This is a genomic window from Streptomyces sp. NRRL F-5755 (assembly GCF_001279365.1).
Taxonomy (GTDB): Bacteria; Actinomycetota; Actinomycetes; order Streptomycetales; family Streptomycetaceae; genus Streptomyces; species Streptomyces rimosus.
This window is the reverse complement of the sequence record NZ_LGCW01000173.1, coordinates 1-19791: the sequence shown is the minus strand read 5'-3', so window position 1 is coordinate 19791 and position 19791 is coordinate 1. Positions and strand designations below refer to the sequence as shown.

Genomic DNA, 19791 nt, shown 5'->3' with positions numbered 1-19791 from the left:
GCGCCGGGCGCGCGGCTCAGGCCGCCGCCCTCCGGGCGCGTCCCGCGAGGGCCGCCATCCGGGCCGCGACCTCCTCGGCCGAGGGCCGCTCCAGGCTGCCGGTGAGCGCGCCGTCGGCGAGGAAGAGCACCCGGTCGGCCCAGGAGGCGGCCACCGGGTCGTGGGTGACCATGACGACGGTGGTGCCGAGCGCGTCGACGGCGTGCCGCAGTACGGCGAGGACCTCGGCGGCGGTGGCGGCGTCGAGCGCGCCGGTCGGCTCGTCGGCGAAGAGCACGTCGGGGCCGGTGACCAGGGCGCGGGCGATGGCCACGCGCTGCTGCTGGCCGCCGGAGAGCTGGCCGGGGCGCCGCCCGGCGTGCTCCCCCAGGCCCACCCGGGCCAGCGCCTCGGCCGTCCGCCGCCGGTCGGCGCGCTGTCCGGCGAGCCGCATCGGCAGGGCGACGTTCTGCTCGACGGTCAGTGACGGCAGCAGGTTGAACGCCTGGAAGACGAAGCCGAGGCGTTCGCGGCGCAGGGCGGTGAGCCGGCCCTCCCGCAGGCGGGTGATGTCCGTGCCGCCGACGCGGACCGTGCCGCCGGTCGGCCGGTCCAGGCCCGCCGCGCACTGCAGGAACGTGGACTTGCCGGAACCGGAGGGCCCCATCACGGCGGTGAAGGTGCCGTGCGGCAGGGCGAGGTCGATGCCGCGCAGGGCGTGCACGGCGCCCGCGCCGCGGCCGTACTGCCGCCGGACCCCGCGCAGCTCCACGGCACAGGCGCCGCCGTCCCGCCCCGGTCCGTGCCGGTGCCCCTCGCGCCCCGGTCCGTGCCGGTGCTCCTCGCCCCTCGGGCCCATCGCGTCGTCCCCCGTTTCCCGCGTCCGTTCCACCCCTCGACCGTACGGAGCCGGGGTGAACCTGGGCCATGACGGCTGCCGGTGGCTTCGGGGTGGGGAAAACCCCAGGCAGGGCTCTCGACGGGAGGCCCGGGAAGGTCCCGGAGGCGGGTCGGTGGAGCGGTGGGCGGCGGTCCGGCGAAGCGTGCGGCGGAAGCGGACGTACCGGCCGGAAAAGTCGTTTGGTAAACTAACTAATAACGCTTTCTTGACTCCCCCTTGACCGAACACCGTCCGGCCGAACCTCTGGAGGAGCCATCGGACACGCAGACACCCTCCTCGCGATGGGCGGGGCCTTTCTGGCCGCCGCCGTCCTCGCCCGCCTGGGCAGCCGCATCGGGCTCCCCACGATCCCCCTGTTCATCCTGGCCGGGATACTGCTCGGCCCGCACACCCCCGGCATCGCCCTGGTCGACGACCCGCACGAGCTGGAAATGCTCTCCCTGCTGGGTCTGGTGCTGCTGCTCTTCTACCTCGGCCTCGAATTCCACCTGGACGACCTCAAAGAAGGCGGCCGGAAGATGGCCGTCGCCGGGGCCGCCTACCTGGCGCTGAACGTCGGCGCCGGCCTCGTCTTCGGCTTCCTGGTCGGCTGGGGCACCTCCGAGGCGCTGGTGCTGGCCGGGGTGCTCGGCATCTCCTCGTCGGCGATCGTCACCAAGGTCCTGATGGACACCGGCCGTCTCGGCAACCCCGAGACCAAGCCGATCCTCGGCATCATCGTGGTCGAGGACATCTTCCTCGCCCTGTACCTGGCCGCCCTCCAGCCGGTGATCTCCGGCGCCGACTCCCTCGCCTCGGCCGCCGCCGACGCGGGCAAGGCGTTCGGCTTCCTGCTGCTCCTGGCCGTGGTCGCGCGCTGGGGCACGACGGTGATCGGCAAGCTGATCGCCACCAAGGACAACGAGCTGCTGGTCATCTCCTTCCTCGGGGCCGCCGTCTTCGTGGCGGGCGTCTCGGAGTGGTTCGGCGTCGCGGACGCGATCGGCGCGTTCATGGTCGGTCTGATGCTCGGCAGCACCGGCTCCGGCAAGCGGATCATGGAGCTGGTGCACCCGCTGCGGGACGCCTTCGGCGCGATCTTCTTCTTCGCCTTCGGCCTGTCCATCGACCCCGGCGACCTGCCCTCGGTGGTGTGGCCGGTGCTGATCGCGGTGGCGCTGACGCTGGTGATGAACGTGGTCGCCGGGCTGGTCGCGGCCCGGATCTACGGCTTCGGGCCGCGCCCGGCCGCGAACATCGCCACCGCGCTGCTCGCCCGCGGCGAGTTTGCGCTGATCCTCGCGACGATGGCGGCGGGCGCCGGGCTGGACGAGCGGCTGGCGCCGTTCATCGCCGGGTACGTGCTGATCCTGGCCGTACTGGGACCGCTGGCGGCCGGCCGGTCGGCGTGGCTGGCGCGGCTCCTGCCGGGCGGCGAGGACCGTACGCTCACGGCATCGTCCACGGCTCCTTCGGCAGCGGGCGCCCGGTCTCCAGAAGCGTCTTGAGGTTGGCGAGCACCGCGAACCAGCCCCCGGCCGCCGCCTCCCGCTCGGCCTCGTCGGCCAGGTCCTCGTGCGTCAGGGTCAGCCGGACGATCTCCTCGTACGGCTCGATGCCGAACGTCACGGTGGAGACGCCCGGCCCGCCCCGGCCGGCCGGCGCACCGGGCTCCGCCCACGTGGTCACCAGCCGCGTGGGCGGAGCGCTCTCCAGCACCACCCCCTCGACGTCGGCGATGCCGGAGCCGTCGGTGCGCCGGTGCTCCCAGCGCGAGCCGGGCCGCCAGTCGGAGACGTTGCCGTGCCCCCAGTACGCGCCGCTCAGCTCCGGGTCGGTGAGGGCGTGCCAGACCTTTTCGGGCGTGCTCGCGAGGTAGGTGACGTAGCGGAAGGTGAGCGTACCGGCCATGGGTCCTCCGTGGATCGTGCGAAGTCTCGGGCTCCCATGAAGCGCGGCGGAGCCGGGGCGGCGGGGCTTCCGCCTCCCGCGGCGCACCGTGTTCACCGGGTTGGCGGCGTCCGGACACGGCCGGAAAACGCCGTACGGCTCAGTCGCGGCAGATCAGCAGCAGCGCCCGGTCGTCGTTCACGTCCTTGGCCACCGCCTCGATCAGATGCCAGGCGGCGCCCGCGAAGCCGCAGGCCACATAGCGGTCGGCCTCACCGGTCAGCCGGTCGATGCCCTCGGCGATGTCCCGGTCGGCGGCCTCGACCAGGCCGTCCGTGAAGAGCATCAGCACATCGCCGGGGCGCAGCGTCCCTTTGACGGGGTCGAACTGCGCCCCGTCGTACACCCCGAGCAGCGGCCCCTCCGCCGCCTTCTCCTCCCAGCGGCCGGTGCCCGCGCTGAGCTGGAGGGCGGGCAGATGCCCGGCGGACAGCAGCTCGTAGTCGCCGGACTCCAGGTCCAGCACCAGGTGGATGGAGGTGGCGAAGCCCTCGTCCCAGTCCTGGCGCAGCAGGTAGCCGTTGGCGGCGGGCAGGAAGCCGTGCGGCGGCAGCGAGCCGAGCAGGCCGCCGAAGGCGCCGGACAGCAGCAGGGCGCGGGAGGCCGCGTCCATGCCCTTGCCGGACACGTCGGTCAGCACGACTTCGAGGATGTTGCCGCCGTGGGTGCGGGAGGCGACGACGAAGTCGCCGGAGAAGGACTGCCCGCCGGCCGGCCGCAGCGCCATCTCGTGGTGCCAGCCGGCCGGGAGCTTGGGCAGCTTGCTCTGGACGCGGATGCGTTCGCGCAGGTCGAAGAGCATCGTCCCGCCGCGCCGCCACGGCACGCCGACCCGGCTGCGGAACTGCGCGATCAGCAGCCCGGACAGGCCGACGGCGGCGACCACCAGGACGGTGCCCGGGGTGATCCGGTCGCGGCCCTGGTCGTACGGGCCGAGCAGCGACGCCTCGACGATCAGGGCGGCGGCGGACGTGCCGTACAGGGCGAGCAGATTGGCCGGGCGCAGCAGCAGTCCGCCCGCGATGACCGGCAGGACCAGCGCGGTCGGCGCGATCCAGTCGGGGCGCCAGATGGTGCCGCAGGCGATGGCGGGGATGGCGATCAGAAGGGCGACCAGGGCGATCCAGTCCGAGCCGTCGCCGCGGAAGTAGTCGACCCCGGCCTTGCGCACGCTGATGCGGGCCCGGTGGACCGCCTTGCGCCACCGGGCCGTCAGGGACTCCGCTCCCGAGCTGCTCGCCATTGTTCTGGGACCTTATCCACCCGTTCGGCGGCGCGTCGATTCGCGGCGCGCCGCCTGGCGCAATCGCCCGGAAACGGCGTTCGAAAAACGGTCGCGCGCCCGTAAGGCGTCCTGCTACCCATGGCCCATGACGACGGAGTTACGGCAGCTGCGCCCGGACGAGTGGGACGACTGGTACGCATCGGTGGAGCGGGTCTTCGGCGGTGCTCCGGAGGCCCCGGAGGAACGCGCCCTGTGGTGCGGTCTGGGGGAGCCCGAGCGCAGCCTGACCGTCCGGGACGGGGGCGATGTCGTCGGCACGGCGGGGGCGTTCACCTTCCGGCTGTCGCTGCCCGGCGGCGCGGTCGTCCCGGCGGCCGGCGTGACGATGGTCAGCGTGCAGCCGACGCACCGGCGGCGCGGCCTGCTGCGCGAGATGATGCGCCACCAGCTCGCGGACATACGGGCCCGGCGCGAGCCGGTGGCCGTGCTGACCGCCTCCGAACCGGCCATCTACGGACGCTTCGGCTACGGCGCGGCGACCGAGGCGGTGAGCATGACGCTCGACACGCTCCGGCTGTCCGTCCCGGCCCTGCCCGGCACCGACGCCGTACGGCTGCGGCTGGTCGATCCGGAGACCGCGCTGCCGGACTGCGAGAAGGTCTACGACCAGCTGGTCGCCGGCCGTCCGGGGATGCTCGCCCGGCAGCCGGGCTGGGAGCGGCTGCCGCTGCTCGACCCGGAGGCCGACCGGGACGGCGCCGGTCCGGTGCTGTGCGTGCTGGCCGAGGTGGCCGGCGAGGTGCGCGGGTACGCGCGCTACGCGGTCAAGGCGGGCTGGGACGGTGGCGGCCCGGACGGCACGGTGGTCCTGCGCGACATCGAGGCGCTGGACCCGGCGGTCCACGCGGCGCTGTGGCGCTATCTGTTCGGCATCGACCTGACGTCCCGTGTGACGGTGCGCAACCGCCCGGCCGACGATCCGCTGCTGCACCTGGTGGACGACATCCGGCGCTGCCAGGCCAAGGTGCGCGAGTCGCTGTTCGTCCGGCTGGTGGACGTCGGCGCGGCGCTCGCCGCGCGGGCGTACGCGGCGCCGCTGGACGTGGTCCTGGAGGTGGCCGATGCCGGCTGCCCCTGGAACGAGGGCCGGTGGCGGCTCACCGGCGACGGGCGGGGCGCTTCCTGCGAGCGGACCGACGACCCGGCCGATCTGGCCCTGTCCGTACGGGAACTGGGCTCCGCGTATCTGGGCGGCTTCTCGCTGAGCGCGCTGGCGGCGGCGGGCCGGGTGCGGGAACTGCGGCCCGGCGCGCTGCGCGAGGCGTCGGTGGCCTTCGGCTGGCACATCAAGCCGTGGCTGCCGCACGGCTTCTGAGGACGCGCGGGGCTTGTCCCGGCCGGGGCCTCACTTCGGCTGGCAGGTGGGGCACCAGAAGAGGTTGCGGTTGGCCAGGGACGCGGTGCGGATCTCGGAGCGGCAGATGTGGCACTCCTGGAGGGCACGGCGGTAGACGTAGACCTCGCCGCCATGATCGTCGACGCGCGGCGGACGGCCCATGGCCTCGGGGAGGTGCTCGTCGCGCACCGTGTCGATGCGATTGTGCCGGACGCCTTCGCGCATCAGGTCGACCAGGTCCGCCCAGATCGCGTCCCATTCGGACCGCAGCAGATCACGTCCGGCGCGGTAGGGGTCGATGTGGTGCCGGAAGAGCACTTCGGCGCGGTAGACGTTGCCGACGCCCGCGATCACCTTCTGGTCCATCAGCAGGGCGGCGACCGACGTACGGCTGCGCGAGATCCGCGCCCAGGCCCGCTCGCCGTCGTCCCCGGGACGCAGCGGATCGGGGCCGAGCCGGTCGTGTATCGCCTGCTTCTCGGCGCCGGTGAGCAGCGCGCAGGCGGTGGGCCCGCGCAGGTCCGCGTAGGCCGTGTCGTTGGCCAGCCGCAGCCGTACGGTGTCGGTCGGCGGCGGCGCCGGGGCGTCGCCGAAGTTCAGCTTGCCGAAGAGGCCGAGGTGGATGTGCACCCACCCGGCGGGCCCGAAGCCGAGGAAGAGGTGCTTGCCGTGCGCCTCGGCGGTGGTCATGACCTGGCCGTCGATCAGCGCCGCGCTGTCGGAGAACTTGCCCTGGGGGCTGCTCGCCCTAACCGGCGCGCCCTCGAAGCGCGCACGGTGGTCCAGCGCGAGGCGGTGGATCGTGTGCCCCTCGGGCATGGGCCGGTGCCTCCTCGGCGGGTGGTACGGGAACGGACCGCGCCCGCCCGCGCCTTCGGTGGCGCGGGCGGTACGGAAGACGGGCTCAGCCCTGCTGCGGGTGGTGGGCCGGGATCTCCGGGAGCTCACCGGTGCTCTCGTAGCGGGAGAGCATCTCGATGCGGCGGGTGTGCCGCTCCTCGCCCGAGTACGGCGTGGCCAGGAACACCTCGATGAACTTCGTCGCCTCGTCCTGGCTGTGCATCCGGCCGCCGACCGAGATCACGTTGGCGTCGTTGTGCTCGCGGCCCAGCCTGGCGGTCTCCTCGCTCCAGGCCAGTACCGCCCGTACGCCCTTGACCTTGTTGGCGGCGATCTGCTCGCCGTTGCCCGAACCGCCGATGACGATGCCCAGGCTCTCCGGGTCGGCCGCGGTCCGCTCGGCGGCGCGCAGGCAGAACGGCGGGTAGTCGTCCACGGCGTCGTAGATGTGCGGGCCGCAGTCCACGGGCTCGTGGCCGTGGGCCTTGAGCCACTCGACGAGGTGGTTCTTCAGTTCGAAACCGGCATGGTCGGAGCCGAGATACACGCGCATGTGCCGAGTGTTGCACGAGTGTGTGGGCGATCGGGCCCGGGGTAGGCGCCGCCGGGGTTGCCGCCGGTCATACGTGCGGTGTACACGCGATGACATGCGGAAATGAGATCCACGCAACGATCCGGATTCAAACCTTCCAAAGCGGCCGTTGACGCAGTTCTAATGCGGGGACTCGACACCGAGAACCACAGAAGGACGGTGCACATGGGCGCGCATCCGCCGACCATGAACGCAGGCAGGGCGGCCGGGAACCCCGGCGGCGGCCCCGGCGGAGGCCAGTCTCCCGACGGCCTTCAGGCAGGTCTCAAGAACCGCCACCTGTCGATGATCGCCATCGGCGGTGTGATCGGCGCGGGCCTGTTCGTGGGCTCCGGCGCCGGCATCGCGGCCGCCGGCCCCGGCATCCTGATCTCGTACGCGCTGACCGGCCTGCTGGTCGTCCTGGTGATGCGGATGCTGGGCGAGATGGCCGCCGCCTCCCCCACCTCCGGCTCGTTCTCCGCCTACGCGGACCGGGCGCTGGGCCGCTGGGCGGGCTTCACCATCGGCTGGCTGTACTGGTTCTTCTGGTCGGTCGTGCTGGCCGTCGAGGCGACCGCCGCCGCCTCGATCCTCACCGGCTGGGTCCCCGCCGTCCCGCAGTGGGCGTGGGCGCTGCTGGTGATGATCGTGCTGACCGGCACCAACCTGATCTCCGTCGGGTCCTTCGGCGAGTTCGAGTTCTGGTTCGCCGGCATCAAGGTCGTGGCGATCGTGGTGTTCATCGTGATCGGCGCGCTGGCGATCTTCGGTCTGCCGCCCGGCGACCACGCGGTGGGCATGGCGAACCTGACCGGCCACGGCGGATTCCTGCCGAACGGGCCCGGCGCGATCCTCTCCGGCATGCTGCTGGTGGTCTTCTCCTTCATGGGCAGCGAGATCGTCACCCTTGCGGCGAGCGAGTCGCCCAACCCGGTGCAGGCCGTCCGCAAGGCCGTCAACAGCGTCATCTGGCGGATCGCGCTCTTCTACATCGGCTCGATCACGGTGATCGTGACGCTGCTGCCGTGGGACGACCCGGCGCTCGACAAGAGCCCGTACGTGGCCGTGCTGAAGTCGCTGGACATCCCGGCGGCCGGCACCGTCATGGACATCGTGGTGCTCACCGCCGTGCTGTCCTGCCTGAACTCCGGCCTCTACACCGCCTCCCGGATGGCGTTCTCGCTCGGTGAGCGCGGCGACGCGCCGAAGTCCTTCGCGCGGGTGAACAAGGGCGGCGTCCCGGCGACCGCCATCTGGGCCTCGGTCGCCTTCGGCTTCGTCGCGACGATCTTCAGCTACACCTCGAAGGACACCGTCTTCGAGTTCCTGCTGAACTCCTCCGGCGCGGTGGCGCTCTTCGTCTGGCTGGTCATCTGCTTCTCGCAGCTGCGGATGCGCAAGGTCATCGAGCGGGACATGCCGGAGCGGCTGACGGTACGGATGTGGCTGTACCCGTACCTGACGTACGCCACGATCGCGCTGATCCTGTTCGTCATCGGCTACATGTTCTACAGCCCCGACGGGCGCAAGCAGATGGTGCTGTCGGTGGTCGCGGCCGTGGTCGTGCTGGCCGTGGGCCTGGTGCTGGACCGCCGCCGCAAGGCTGCGGACGGTGCGGCGACCGCGGCGGACGGCGGCCCGGCGGATCAGGGGGACGTGCGGAAGGACTCCTTGACCCGGTCGTAGGCGCGCAGGGCGGCGGCCCCGGCGGAATCCAGGTACCAGAGGTTGACCTGATAGGTCCGGTACCCGGTACGGAAGCCGAGCTGCCGCCCATGGGCCGGCCGGCCGTCCCTGAGGTAGGCGAATTCCCACACGACGGCCGGGTGCCCCTGGAAGGTCGTGCGCTCCAGCCGGGTCCTGCGGTAGCCCGGCACGTCGTGCTGCTGCGCCTCGTACTGCCGCCAGACGGTCAGCAGATCGCCGCCCGAGGACGGGTCCTGGCGCGCCGAGACGAGCGTGGAGCCGTCCTTCGTGCTGTACGTGACGTGGCTGGACGACTCCTCGGTGCGGTTCCAGCCCGCGGGCGGAATCCAGCTGAACCCGTTCTCCGTACGGCGGGACCCGGCCGTGGCCGCCGGGCCGCCGGTCGTGGGGGCGGTACTCGCACCGGCCGTGGTCGGACGCCCGGACCCCGTACCGGCACCGCCCGTACCACCGGAATCCGCGCCCTGCGCCAGCACGACGACCACCACGACCGCGGCGGCCGACACGGCGACGCCCCCGGCGGCGAGCAGGGCGTGGCCCTTGCGACGGGGGCGGGCCGGCGGGGGTGGCGGGTGCGCGGAGGGGGGCTTCACGGGGGCGGTTTCCGGCGGCGTCCCGGATTCGGACGGCGCCTTGGCGGGCGGCATCCCGGCTTCGGGCGGCATCTCGGCCAACGGCACCTCGGCTTCGGGCGGCACCGCTTCCGCTGGTTCCGCCCTCACCCGCTCCCCCGCCTCGGAGCGGTCCGGTGCCGGGTCGGCCACCGTGGGCGTACGGACGTCCACGGCCTCCGCCGCGCTCATCGCCGCCGTCGGGGCCACCGCCGCGGCCTGCCGCACCAGCGGCTCCAGCCGCGCCTCGACCTCCGCCAGAGTGGGGCGCGCCTCGGGCGCCTTGTTGAACAGGGCGACCAGCACCTCGCGCAGCGGGCCCGCGGCGGCCGGGATCGCGGGCTCCTCGTGCAGCACCGCGTGCAGCGTGGCGAGGGTCGTGGCGCGGGTGAACGGTGACTGGCCCGCCACCGCCGCGCACAGGGTGGCGCCCAGCGACCACAGGTCGGAGGGCGGGCCCTGTTCCTCGCCCGCCACCCGCTCGGGCGCCATGTAGTCCGGCGAGCCGATGAGCATGCCCGCCATGGTGAGGGCGGTGGCGTCCTGCATGGCCGCGATGCCGAAGTCGGTGAGCACCACCGCGCCGCGGTCGTCGATCAGGACGTTGCCGGGCTTGATGTCCCGGTGGAGTACGCCCACCGCGTGCACCTCGCGCAGCGCGCGGGCCAGTCCGGTGCCGACCCGGGCCGCCGCCTCCGGGGTCAGCGGGCCGTCCTGGGCGAGGATCTGTTCCAGCGAGCGGGCCTGGACCAACTGCATCACGATCCACAGCCGGTCGCCTTCCTCGGCCACGTCGTGCACCCGCACCACATTGGGATGGTCGATACGGGCGGTGGCGCGGGCCTCGCGCAGGCTGCGCTCGCGCTGCACCACGCTCTCCTCGCCGGCGCGTTCGTCGATGCGTATTTCCTTGACCGCGACCCACCGGTCGAGGATTTCGTCGCGGGCGCGCCACACCCGTCCCATTCCGCCGCGGCCGATCAGTTCCAGCAGACGGTAACGGCCGGCCGCCAGCCGGCCGGGACCCGCCTCGCTCGTATTCCCCACCATGCCCAGCCCCCACAGCACCCGTGGAATCTTGTGGTACCCATCAAATACCTCGGCCGAGGATGCGGAAAAGGGGGGGTCGGGAATGGACACGATCCGACCGGGAAAAGGTGCGTTCATGATTTCGGCGGCCGCCGCCGGGCTGGCGCTGGCGGCCGGTCCGGCGGCCCTGGCGGCCGATCCGACGCCCGGCAGCAGCGCGGGCGGAAAGGCGGGTTCCGCCGCGCCGGCCGGCTATCGGGTGACGACTGAGCTGCCGGAGCGGATTTCGGTGAAGACCGCCACCGGCGCGACCACGCTGACCGCCAAGGTCACCAACAAGGGCGGCAAGGACACCGGGGCGATCCGGCTGACGGTGGCCGGATTCCAGGGGCTGACGGTGAAGAATGTGGCCGGGTGCACGAAGGTGCCCGAGGGGCGGTTGCCGGCGGGCGCGAACAGCGCTTATTCGTGTGCCATCAGTTCCCTGGCGAGCGGCAAGAGCCGTACGTTCGACGTCACCGCGCATTTCGATCTGAAAAAGCAGGGGCAGATCTGTCTGCCGGTGACACTGGGAAACTCGGACACGGTGCTGTGGCAGCAGGGGCCGGTGAATTTCGGCACCCGTAATCCGGTGTCGGACGCGCCGGACACCCCGCTGATGCTGAACACGGCGAACGTACCGGCCGGTTCGGCGACCAGCACCCCGGCGCCGTCGGAGTCCGGTTCCGCGGCGCCCGACGAGCGGCTGCCGCAGACGGGCGCTCCCTCGGTGCTGCCGCTGGCGGGCGCCGCCGCGGCGCTGCTGGTCCTCGGGGGGACCGGGGTGTGGATCACCACCCGTCGGCAGAGCCGCAGGTGAGGAGATAAGACCGTACGGAACGCGGACGGGCCCCGCGCCGCCACGTGAGGTGGTGGTGCGGGGCCCGGTCCGTACGGCGCGGGGCGCGGGGTCAGCCGCGGCGGCCGAGCAGCTTCCACGCGGTGGGCAGCGCGCCCATCGCCAGCGCGGCCTTGAGGGCGTCGCCGATCAGGAACGGGACGAGACCGGCCGCGACGGCCTGGCCGAACGGCATGCCGGTGCTCAGCGCGAGGAAGGGGACGCCGACCGCGTAGATCAGGGCCGTGCCGACGGCCATCGTGCCGACGGTGCGCAGCGGGCCGCGGTCGCCGCCGCGGCGGGCCAGCGCGCCGACCGCGGTGGCGGCGAGGAGCATGCCGAGGACGTAACCGAAGGTCGCGCCGCCCGCGCCGGAGGCGCCGTTCGCGAACCAGGGCAGGCCCGCCATGCCGAGCAGTGCGTACAGGCCGAGCGACAGGAAGCCGCGTCCCGCGCCGAGCGAGGCGCCGACGAGCAGCGCGGCGAAGGTCTGGCCGGTGACCGGGACCGGGGAGCCGGGGACCGGGAGGGCGATCTGCGCGGCGATGCCGGTGAGCGCGGCGCCGCCGGCGATCAGCGCGGCGTCGCGGACACGGGCGCGGGTGGCGCCGGCTGCGGGCAGCAGATCGGCCAGGACCGCACCGGGCCTGGTGGTTGCGTCGGCAGTGCTCATCGGGACTCCGCGGGTGTGAGGTCGGGCGGGGACAGTCTGGGGACGCGTTGACGTTAGTCCAGCGCCCCTCGGCCGATCATCGTGTGGCGGCGACAAAGGCGCAATGGTCTCCTTGGAGAGTTCCGAACATCGCCCGGACCCCCGGGGCGTACCGGCCCGCCGGCGGTCTTCGCAGGTCACGTGATGCTCATCACGGCAGACGCCACGGACGGGCGCGCATTTTGTGGTAGCGCGCGACGGGCGGGGAAACTGGGGGAACGACGCGGGGCCCTGTGGAGTTCCCCCAAAGACCTTTTGCGAGAGTACGAGCCCATGCACGACGCACCCACCGCCGCAGGAACGCCGCCGCTCAGCGATGGCGGCGGGGAGCGCGAGCCGCTGTCCGCCGGGCTCAAACAGCGCCATCTGACCATGCTCGGGCTGGGCGGGGTGATCGGCGCGGGCCTGTTCGTGGGCTCCGGCGCCGGGATCGCGGTGGCCGGGCCGGGCATCGTGCTGTCGTATCTGATCGCGGGCGCGCTGGCCATGCTGATCATGCGGATGCTGGGCGAGATGTCCTCGGCGATGCCCGCTTCGGGCGCCTTCTCGGTGCACGCGGAGCGCGCGCTCGGCCGCTGGGCGGGCTTCAGCGTGGGGTGGCTGTACTGGTTCCTGCTGGTGGTGGTGCTGGCGGTGGAGGCCACCGGTGCGGCGCAGATTGCCAACGGGTGGGTGCCGGCGGTCCCGCAGTGGGGCTGGGTGCTGATCTTCATGCTGGTGTTCACGGCGGCCAACCTCACCGCGGTCAAGAGCTTCGGCGAGTTCGAGTTCTGGTTCGCGACGCTGAAGGTCGCCGCGATCGTGCTGTTCCTGGTGCTCAGCCTGCTCGCGATCTTCGGTGTGCTGCCGGACACCGACCCGGTCGGGCTGACCAACCTCACCGGGCAGGGCGGTTTCCTGCCGAACGGCTGGCAGGGCGTGGTATCCGGCGTCCTCGCCGTCGCCTTCGCCTTCGGCGGCCTGGAGGTCGTCACCATCGCCGCGGCCGAGTCCGACGACCCGGCGCGCAACGTGGCGCGCGCGGTGCGCAGTGCGGTGTGGCGCATCCTCTTCTTCTACGTGGGCTCGATGCTGGTCGTGGTGACCCTGCTGCCCTGGTCGTCGATGCAGCCGGGCAAGAGCCCGTACGTGGCGGTGCTGGACAGCATCGGCGTACCGGGCGCGGGTCAGATCATGAACGTGGTGGTGTTCGTGGCGCTGCTGTCCGCGCTCAACGCCAACCTCTACGGCTCCTCGCGGATGGTCTTCTCGCTGGCCGAGCGGGGCGAGGCGCCGCGTTCGCTGCTGAAGGTGACGGCGGGCGGGGTGCCGCGCCGGGCGGTGCTGTCGTCGGTGGCGTTCGGCTTCGTCTCCGTACTGCTGAATCTGCTGTGGCCGGACACCGTCTTCCTCTACATGCTCAATTCGGTCGGCGCGGTGCTGCTGTTCGTCTGGGGCCTGATCGCGGTGTCGCAGCTGCGGCTGCGGCGGCAGATCGAGCGCACGGCGCCGGAGAAGCTGACCCTGCGCATGTGGGCGTTCCCGTATCTGACCTGGACGGCGCTGGCGGCCATGGCGGCGGTGCTGGTGCTGATGCTGACCGACGACGGGGCGCGGCCGCAGCTGCTGTGGTCGGCCGGCGCGACCGGCGCGGTGCTGGTGGTCGCGGGCGTACGGGAGCTGCGGGCGCGGCGGTCCGGCGGCTGACCGCGCCGGGGGCGGGCGGCCGGAACCGGTCGCCCCACTTCCACTCCGGATCACCCAGGGTCACGTGTCACAACGGTGTGAATGCGGCCGGTCACGATCTCGTCTGAATACCGAACAACTGCTGCACGACTGTTGCCCTCAGCGGACACGGACACTCAAACTAAGCGCGTTTTCCGTCGATCGTCTCGCTCCGCTCTCACTTAATGGGACAGGTACGACCATGAATCGGACACCTTCGTCCACCACGCCCGAGCGCGAGCGGACCGGCCGGGTCCCGGGCGCCCAGCGGTCCCCGGACAGCACCGGACCGGCACCGGCGGGCCCGGACGCCGCCCCGCCGCTGTCCAACGGGCTCAAGCAGCGGCATCTGTCGATGATCGCCCTCGGCGGTGTGATCGGCGCCGGGCTGTTCGTCGGCTCCAAGGAAGGCATCGCGGCGGCCGGCCCCTCCATCGTCCTCGCCTACGCCGTCTCCGGCTGCCTGGTCATGCTGGTGATGCGGATGCTCGGCGAGATGGCGGCGGCCAGCCCCGCCTCCGGCTCGTTCTCCGTGCACGCCGGGCGCTCGATCGGCCCGTGGGCGGGCTTCACGACGGGCTGGATGTTCACCGCGCAGCTGTGCGTGGCGGTGGCCGCCGAGGCGATCGGCGCCGCCGGGATCATGACCGGCTGGTTCCCGGACACGCAGCCCTGGATGTGGGTGCTGCTGTTCATGGTGGTCTTCTGCGGCGCCAACCTGGCGGCGGTCAGCAACTTCGGCGAGTTCGAGTTCTGGTTCGCGGCGCTGAAGATCACCGCGATCGGCATCTTCCTCGTCCTCGGCCTGCTCGCCATCTTCGGCGTGCTGCCCGGTACGTCGGCGCCCGGCGCGGCCCATCTGACCGGCGACGGCGGGTTCCTGCCCAACGGCTCGGACGGCCTGGTGATCGGCCTGCTGGCCTCCGTCTTCGCGTACGGCGGCCTGGAGACCGTGACGATCGCGGCGGCCGAGTCCAAGGACCCGGTGCGCGGCGTGGCGCGGGCCGTGCGCACCGCGATGTGGCGCATCGCGCTGTTCTACGTCGGCTCGATGGCGGTCATCGTGACCGTCATCCCCTGGAACAACGCGGACATCGCCAAGAACGGCCCGTACGTCGCGGTCCTGGACTACCTGCACATCCCGGCGGCCGGCCAGATCATGAACGTGGTCATCCTGATCGCGCTGCTGTCCGCGATGAACGCCAACATCTACGGCTCCTCCCGGATGGCGCACTCCCTGTCCGCCCGCGGCCAGGGCCCGCGCTTCCTGCGCACGGTCAGCGGCGGCGTGCCGCGCCGCGCGGTGGTCCTCTGCTCGGCCTTCGGCTTCCTCGCGGTGCTGTTCAGCTACTGGTGGCCGGAGACCGTCTTCCAGTGGCTGCTGAACATGGTGGGCGCGGCGATCCTCGTCGTGTGGGGCTTCATCGCCGTGGCGCAGCTGCGGATGCGCCGCCGGCTGGAGCGCGAGACGCCGGAGAAGCTGGTGGTGCGGATGTGGCTCTTCCCCGCGCTGACGTGGGTGGCGCTGGCCGGTGTGGTGGCGGTGCTGGTGCTGATGCTGCGGGACGAGAACCAGCGCATGCAGCTCTACTTCACCGGCGGATTCGGTGTGGTGCTCGTCGTCATCGGTCTGATCCGGCAGCGAATGGCGGGTCAAAAGGCCGCCGGACAGGATCTGTCGGCCGTCACCTCGCAGAATTCCCACTAGTTCGGTAAGGCTTACCTCACTAAATAGCGCGGCCCTTTTCGGAGGCGGCGCCGGACCTCGGACCGAGGTCGGGCGCCGCCTCCTTCTTTTGGCCCAGACCCCTCCCCACGGCCGGTTCGTGATCACTCATGCTGATAACGTGCAGATGCAAGTCGGTTGCAATTAAAGGTCGTAAGCAGCTGGAGGGCTCGACATGGCCACGTACACACTTCCGGAACTTCCGTACGACTACTCGGCGCTCGCGCCCGTCATCAGCCCCGAGATCATCGAGCTGCACCACGACAAGCACCACGCGGCGTACGTCAAGGGCGCCAACGACACCCTGGAGCAGCTCGCCGAGGCGCGCGACAAGGATCAGTGGGGCTCGATCAACGGCCTGGAGAAGAACCTCGCGTTCCACCTCTCCGGCCACATCCTGCACAGCATCTACTGGCACAACATGACCGGCGACGGCGGCGGCGAGCCGCTGGAGAAGGACGGCGTCGGCGAGCTGGCGGACGCCATCGCGGAGAACTTCGGCTCGTTCGCCAAGTTCAAGGCCCAGCTGTCCAAGGCAGCCGCCACCACGCAGGGCTCCGGCTGGGGCGTACTCGCCTACGAGCCGGTCACCGGCCGCCTCATCGTCGAGCAGATCTACGACCACCAGGGCAACGTCGGCCAGGGCTCGGTCCCGATCCTGGTCTTCGACGCCTGGGAGCACGCCTTCTACCTCCAGTACAAGAACCAGAAGGTGGACTTCATCGAGGCGATGTGGAACGTCGTCAACTGGCAGGACGTGGCCAAGCGCTACACCGCCGCCAAGGAGCGCGCCAACAACCTGCTGCTCGCCCCGTAAGCGGCGGGCGCCGTCCGGCGCGGACAGACGCCCTGCCTCGTGATCGTCTTCTCAACCTTCACCCGGCAGGCGGATGAAGGAAAGGCCCCCGTGAGGACGTGACTCGCGGGGGCCTTTCTGTGCGCGGCGGCGTGCCGGGCCGGCGCGCGCCGCGCCTCAGCCGAACTCCGGCCCCCGCGTCCGCGTCCGCTTGATCTCGTAGAAGCCGGGGATGGAGGCGACCATCAGGGTGCCGTCCCAGAGCTGGGCGGCCTGCTCGCCCTTGGGGGCGGGGGTGACGACCGGGCCGAAGAAGGCGATCTGCTCGCCGTCGGGGCCGGGGACCGCGATGACCGGGGTGCCGACCTCCTGGCCCACCAGGTCGATGCCCGCCTTGTGGGAGGCGCGCAGTTCCGTGTCGTACGTGTCGGTGTCGGCCGCTTCGGCCAGGGACGCGGGCAGGCCGGCCTCCTCCAGGGCGGCGGCGATCGTCTCCTTGGTGCGCGGCAGGCCCTGGTTGTGGAAGCGGGTGCCGAGCGCGGTGTAGAGGCGGGCAAGGACCTCGGGCCCGTACTGCTGCTCGGCCGCGATGCACACCCGTACGGGGCCCCACACCACCCCGCCGGGGCGGTTCTTCTCGCGGTACTCCTCGGGCAGTTCGTCGAGTTTGTCCTCGTTCAGCACGCCCAGGCTCATCACGTGCCAGCGCACCTCCACAGGGCGCACCTTCTCCACCTCCAGCATCCAGCGGGAGGTCAGCCAGGCCCACGGGCAGGACGGGTCGAACCAGAAGTCGGCCGGGGTCCTGGCGGTCCCGGCGGCTGCGGCGGCGGTCTCGGTCACGGTGGCTCCTCGGGCGTTCGCTTCGGTGGCCGATCGGCGGATCGGTGACCGCTTCAACCGGTGTCCGGCGTGCCATGATTCCCAGTGTTCGATATACGAGACGAGGACGAGGGAGTCACGTCGTGCCCGGTGAGAATCTGACCCGAGACGAGGCCCGGGAGCGGGCCGGACTGCTGAGCGTCGAGGGGTACGACGTGGCGCTGGACCTGCGGTCGGCCGTCGGGGAGGGCGAGGCCGCGCGGACCTTCCGCTCGCGTACCACCGTGCGCTTCACCTGCGCCGAGCCCGGCGCCGCGAGCTTCGCGGACCTCGTGGCGCCGTCGGTCACCGCCGTCACCCTCAACGGCCGCGCGCTGGACCCGGCCGTCGTCTTCGACGGCACCCGTATCGCCCTGGCGGACCTGGCGGCGGAGAACACCCTGGTGGTGGACGCCCAGTGCGCGTACAGCCGCACCGGTGAGGGCCTGCACCGCTTCGTCGACCCCGAGGACGGCGAGGTCTACCTCTACACGCAGTACGAGCCCGCCGACGCCCGCCGGGTGTTCGCGAACTTCGAGCAGCCCGACCTGAAGGCACCGTTCCGCTTCGAGGTGACCGCGCCCGACGGCTGGGTGGTGCTCAGCAACGGCGCCCAGGTGGGCGAGCCGGAGGCGGGTACGTACCGCTTCGCGCAGACGCGGCCGATCTCCACGTACATCACGGCCGTCGTGGCGGGCCCGTACCACTACGTCTCGGACACCTACCGGCGCACCCTCGGCGACGGCACCGAGCTGGAGATCCCGCTCGGCGCGCTGTGCCGCAAGGGGCTGGCGCGGCACTTCGACCCCGAGGACATCTTCATCGTCACCAAGCAGGGCCTGGACTTCTTCCACGACCACTTCGACTATCCGTACCCGTTCGGGAAGTACGACCAGGCGTTCGTGCCCGAGTACAACATCGGCGCGATGGAGAACCCGGGCTGTGTCACCTTCCGCGAGGAGTTCGTCTTCCGCGGCAAGGTGACCGAGGCGTCCTACGAGCGCCGCGCCAACGTCATCCTCCACGAGATGGCGCACATGTGGTTCGGCGACCTGGTCACCATGCAGTGGTGGGACGACCTGTGGCTCAAGGAGTCGTTCGCCGACTTCATGGGCGCGCTGTCGCTGGTGGAGGCGACCCGCTTCACCAACGGCTGGATCACCTTCGCCAACGGCCGCAAGGCCTGGGCGTACCGCGCCGACCAGCTGCCGTCCACCCACCCGGTCACGGCCGACATCCGCGACCTGGAGGACGCCAAGCTCAACTTCGACGGCATCACGTACGCCAAGGGCGCGGCCGTCCTCAAGCAGCTGGTGGCGTACGTGGGGCGGGACGCGTTCCTGGAGGGCGCGCGGCGCTACTTCAAGCGCCACGCGTACGGCAACACGCGCCTGGCCGACCTGCTGTCCGTCCTGGAGGAGACCTCGGGCCGCGACCTGGCCACCTGGTCGCGCGCCTGGCTGGAGACCGCCGGCGTCAACGCGCTGACCCCGCAGGTCACCTACGACGCCGAGGGCCGTATCACCGAGCTGAGCATCCAGCAGGAGGCGGCGGCCGGGCACCCCGAACTGCGGCCGCACCGGGTGGCCGTGGGCCTGTACCGGCGGGAGGACGCGGACGGCGCGCTGGTGCGCTACGCCCGCGCCGAACTGGACATCTCGGGCCCGCGCACCGTCGTCACCGAGCTGACCGGCGCCGACCGCCCGGAACTGATCCTGGTCAACGACGACGACCTGACGTACTGCAAGGTCCGATTCGACGAGCGTTCGCTGGCCACGCTGCGCGGCCACCTCGGCGAGATCACCGAGCCGCTGTCGCGCGCGCTGTGCTGGTCCGCGGTGTGGGGACTGACCCGGGACGGCCTGATGCCCGCCCGCGACTACCTCGCGCTGGTGCTCGCCTTCGCGGGCCGCGAGTCGGACATCGGCGTGCTCCAGACGCTGCACGCACAGGCCCGCTACGCGCTCACCCACTACACGGCGGCCGACCACCGCGACCTGGCCGCGCAGGAGCTGGCGCAGGGCGCGCTGCACGAACTGCGGCTGGCCGAGCCGGGCAGCGGCCACCAGCTGTCCTGGGCCCGGTTCTTCGCCTCGGTGGCCACCACGGCGGCCGACCTCCAGCTGCTCCAGGGCCTGCTGGACGGTACGGCGCGGATCGACGGCCTGGACGTGGACCAGGAGCTGCGCTGGACGTTCCTGGAGCCGCTGGCCGCGCACGACGCCGCCGGCGAGGCGGCGATCGACGCCGAACTGCGGCGCGACGACACCGCCTCCGGCCGCCGCCACCACGTCCGCTGCCTGGCCGCCCGCCCCTCGCCCGAGGTCAACGCGCGCGCCTGGGCGGACGTGGTGGAGTCCGACGCGCTGTCCAACGCCCTGGTCGAGGCGACGATCTCCGGCTTGGTGCAGGCGAACCAGCGGGAGCTGCTGGCCCCGTACGCGCCCAAGTACTTCGCCGCCATCGAGCGCGTGTGGCGGGAGCGGTCGATCGAGATCGGCATGGCCGTGGTGCGGGGGCTGTTCCCCATGCTCCAGGGCGACCGGGAGACGCTGGACGCGGCGGACGCGTGGCTGACGGAGCACCCGTCGGCACCGCCCGCGCTGCGGCGGCTGGTGTCGGAGGCGCGGGACGACCTGGCGCGGGCGCTGCGGGCGCAGACCTGCGACGCGCAGGCCGCGCGGTAGGGCCTGCCGCCGAACTCCCGCCCGGCGGGCGACCGGTGGGCGCGTCCGTACGACCGGGCGGCCGGGGTTCGCACCCGTACGTCTGACCGGGCGCGCACCCCGGCGCTCGCCGCCCCGGGCCGAACCTGCCATTTTCGGCGATCGAACGCCCGTACTTTAGGACGGCGTTGTCCGGGTTTGTCGACGGGCGTGTAACAGGCGTTAGGAGGCGGGACGGGGGCGGGAATGGGGCGGGTA

The 19791-nt window shown here is 72.0% G+C and carries 16 protein-coding genes; 8 read left to right on the top strand and 8 right to left on the bottom strand.

Annotated features, from left to right (window positions below):
* Nucleotides 1-16 precede the first annotated feature (16 nt).
* A complete protein-coding gene (locus tag ADK86_RS16475) occupies nt 17-838 on the bottom strand; it encodes an ABC transporter ATP-binding protein (RefSeq protein ID WP_053697262.1) in 822 nt (273 codons plus the stop codon).
* 323 nt (nt 839-1161) lie between these two features.
* Between ADK86_RS16475 and ADK86_RS16470 the strand changes: the two genes are divergently transcribed.
* Complete coding sequence (locus tag ADK86_RS16470; protein ID WP_053697261.1) at nt 1162-2367, top strand: cation:proton antiporter; 1206 nt, start codon at nt 1162-1164, stop codon at nt 2365-2367.
* On the opposite strand, the gene ADK86_RS16465 is transcribed toward ADK86_RS16470, so the two are convergent.
* Both ADK86_RS16465 and ADK86_RS16460 read right to left on the bottom strand, forming a co-directional pair.
* A complete protein-coding gene (locus ADK86_RS16465) occupies nt 2309-2770 on the bottom strand; it encodes an SRPBCC family protein (RefSeq protein WP_053697260.1) in 462 nt (153 codons plus the stop codon). The genes ADK86_RS16470 and ADK86_RS16465 overlap by 59 nt on opposite strands.
* Before the next feature lie 139 nt (nt 2771-2909).
* Nucleotides 2910-4052 (bottom strand): PP2C family protein-serine/threonine phosphatase, encoded by a 1143-nt coding sequence (locus ADK86_RS16460; protein ID WP_053697259.1) that lies wholly within the window; start codon nt 4050-4052, stop codon nt 2910-2912.
* 127 nt (nt 4053-4179) lie between these two features.
* On the opposite strand from ADK86_RS16460, the gene ADK86_RS16455 reads away from it, so the two are divergent.
* On the top strand, nt 4180-5409 hold the full coding sequence (locus ADK86_RS16455) for a GNAT family N-acetyltransferase (RefSeq protein WP_053697258.1): 1230 nt from the start codon (nt 4180-4182) through the stop codon (nt 5407-5409).
* A 30-nt stretch (nt 5410-5439) separates the two neighbouring features.
* On the opposite strand, the gene ADK86_RS16450 is transcribed toward ADK86_RS16455, so the two are convergent.
* On the bottom strand, nt 5440-6249 hold the full coding sequence (locus ADK86_RS16450; RefSeq protein ID WP_053697257.1) for an Fpg/Nei family DNA glycosylase: 810 nt from the start codon (nt 6247-6249) through the stop codon (nt 5440-5442).
* A gap of 85 nt (nt 6250-6334) precedes the next feature.
* Nucleotides 6335-6823 (bottom strand): ribose-5-phosphate isomerase, encoded by a 489-nt coding sequence (locus ADK86_RS16445; protein WP_053697256.1) that lies wholly within the window; start codon nt 6821-6823, stop codon nt 6335-6337.
* Between the two features lie 204 nt (nt 6824-7027).
* Here ADK86_RS16445 and ADK86_RS16440 point away from each other — a divergent pair, with 204 nt between their 5' ends.
* Entirely contained in the window at nt 7028-8530 is a 1503-nt protein-coding gene (locus ADK86_RS16440) for an amino acid permease (protein WP_053697255.1), read from the top strand.
* Here the strand turns inward: ADK86_RS16440 and ADK86_RS16435 are convergent.
* The gene (locus ADK86_RS16435; RefSeq protein WP_053697254.1) at nt 8491-10230 is read right to left on the bottom strand and encodes a serine/threonine-protein kinase; all 1740 of its coding nucleotides are present in this window, start codon (nt 10228-10230) and stop codon (nt 8491-8493) included. The genes ADK86_RS16440 and ADK86_RS16435 overlap by 40 nt on opposite strands.
* Here ADK86_RS16435 and ADK86_RS16430 point away from each other — a divergent pair.
* Nucleotides 10211-11050 (top strand): hypothetical protein, encoded by an 840-nt coding sequence (locus ADK86_RS16430; RefSeq protein WP_234345892.1) that lies wholly within the window; start codon nt 10211-10213, stop codon nt 11048-11050. The two genes, ADK86_RS16435 and ADK86_RS16430, sit on opposite strands and share 20 nt — an antisense overlap.
* A 91-nt stretch (nt 11051-11141) precedes the next feature.
* Here ADK86_RS16430 and ADK86_RS16425 read toward each other — a convergent pair whose 3' ends face one another.
* Nucleotides 11142-11741, bottom strand: coding sequence for a biotin transporter BioY (locus ADK86_RS16425; RefSeq protein WP_030375084.1), 600 nt, complete (start codon nt 11739-11741; stop codon nt 11142-11144).
* Nucleotides 11742-12053: 312 nt separating this feature from the next.
* Between ADK86_RS16425 and ADK86_RS16420 the strand changes: the two genes are divergently transcribed.
* The 3 genes from ADK86_RS16420 (at nt 12054) to ADK86_RS16410 (ending at nt 16027) form a co-directional block, all read left to right on the top strand.
* Nucleotides 12054-13466 carry an amino acid permease gene (locus tag ADK86_RS16420; RefSeq protein ID WP_053697252.1) on the top strand — a complete coding sequence of 471 codons (1413 nt, stop codon included), beginning with the start codon at nt 12054-12056 and terminating at the stop codon, nt 13464-13466.
* Between the two features lie 220 nt (nt 13467-13686).
* Nucleotides 13687-15192: an amino acid permease gene (locus ADK86_RS16415; protein ID WP_053697251.1), complete on the top strand. Its 1506-nt coding sequence runs from the start codon at nt 13687-13689 to the stop codon at nt 15190-15192.
* 193 nt (nt 15193-15385) lie between these two features.
* Nucleotides 15386-16027, top strand: coding sequence for a superoxide dismutase (locus ADK86_RS16410; protein ID WP_003983757.1), 642 nt, complete (start codon nt 15386-15388; stop codon nt 16025-16027).
* Nucleotides 16028-16183: 156 nt separating this feature from the next.
* On the opposite strand, the gene ADK86_RS16405 is transcribed toward ADK86_RS16410, so the two are convergent.
* Nucleotides 16184-16849, bottom strand: coding sequence for a DsbA family protein (locus tag ADK86_RS16405; protein WP_053697250.1), 666 nt, complete (start codon nt 16847-16849; stop codon nt 16184-16186).
* A gap of 122 nt (nt 16850-16971) precedes the next feature.
* On the opposite strand from ADK86_RS16405, the gene pepN reads away from it, so the two are divergent.
* Nucleotides 16972-19554 (top strand): aminopeptidase N, encoded by a 2583-nt coding sequence (gene pepN, locus ADK86_RS16400; RefSeq protein ID WP_053697249.1) that lies wholly within the window; start codon nt 16972-16974, stop codon nt 19552-19554.
* Nucleotides 19555-19791 lie beyond the last annotated feature (237 nt).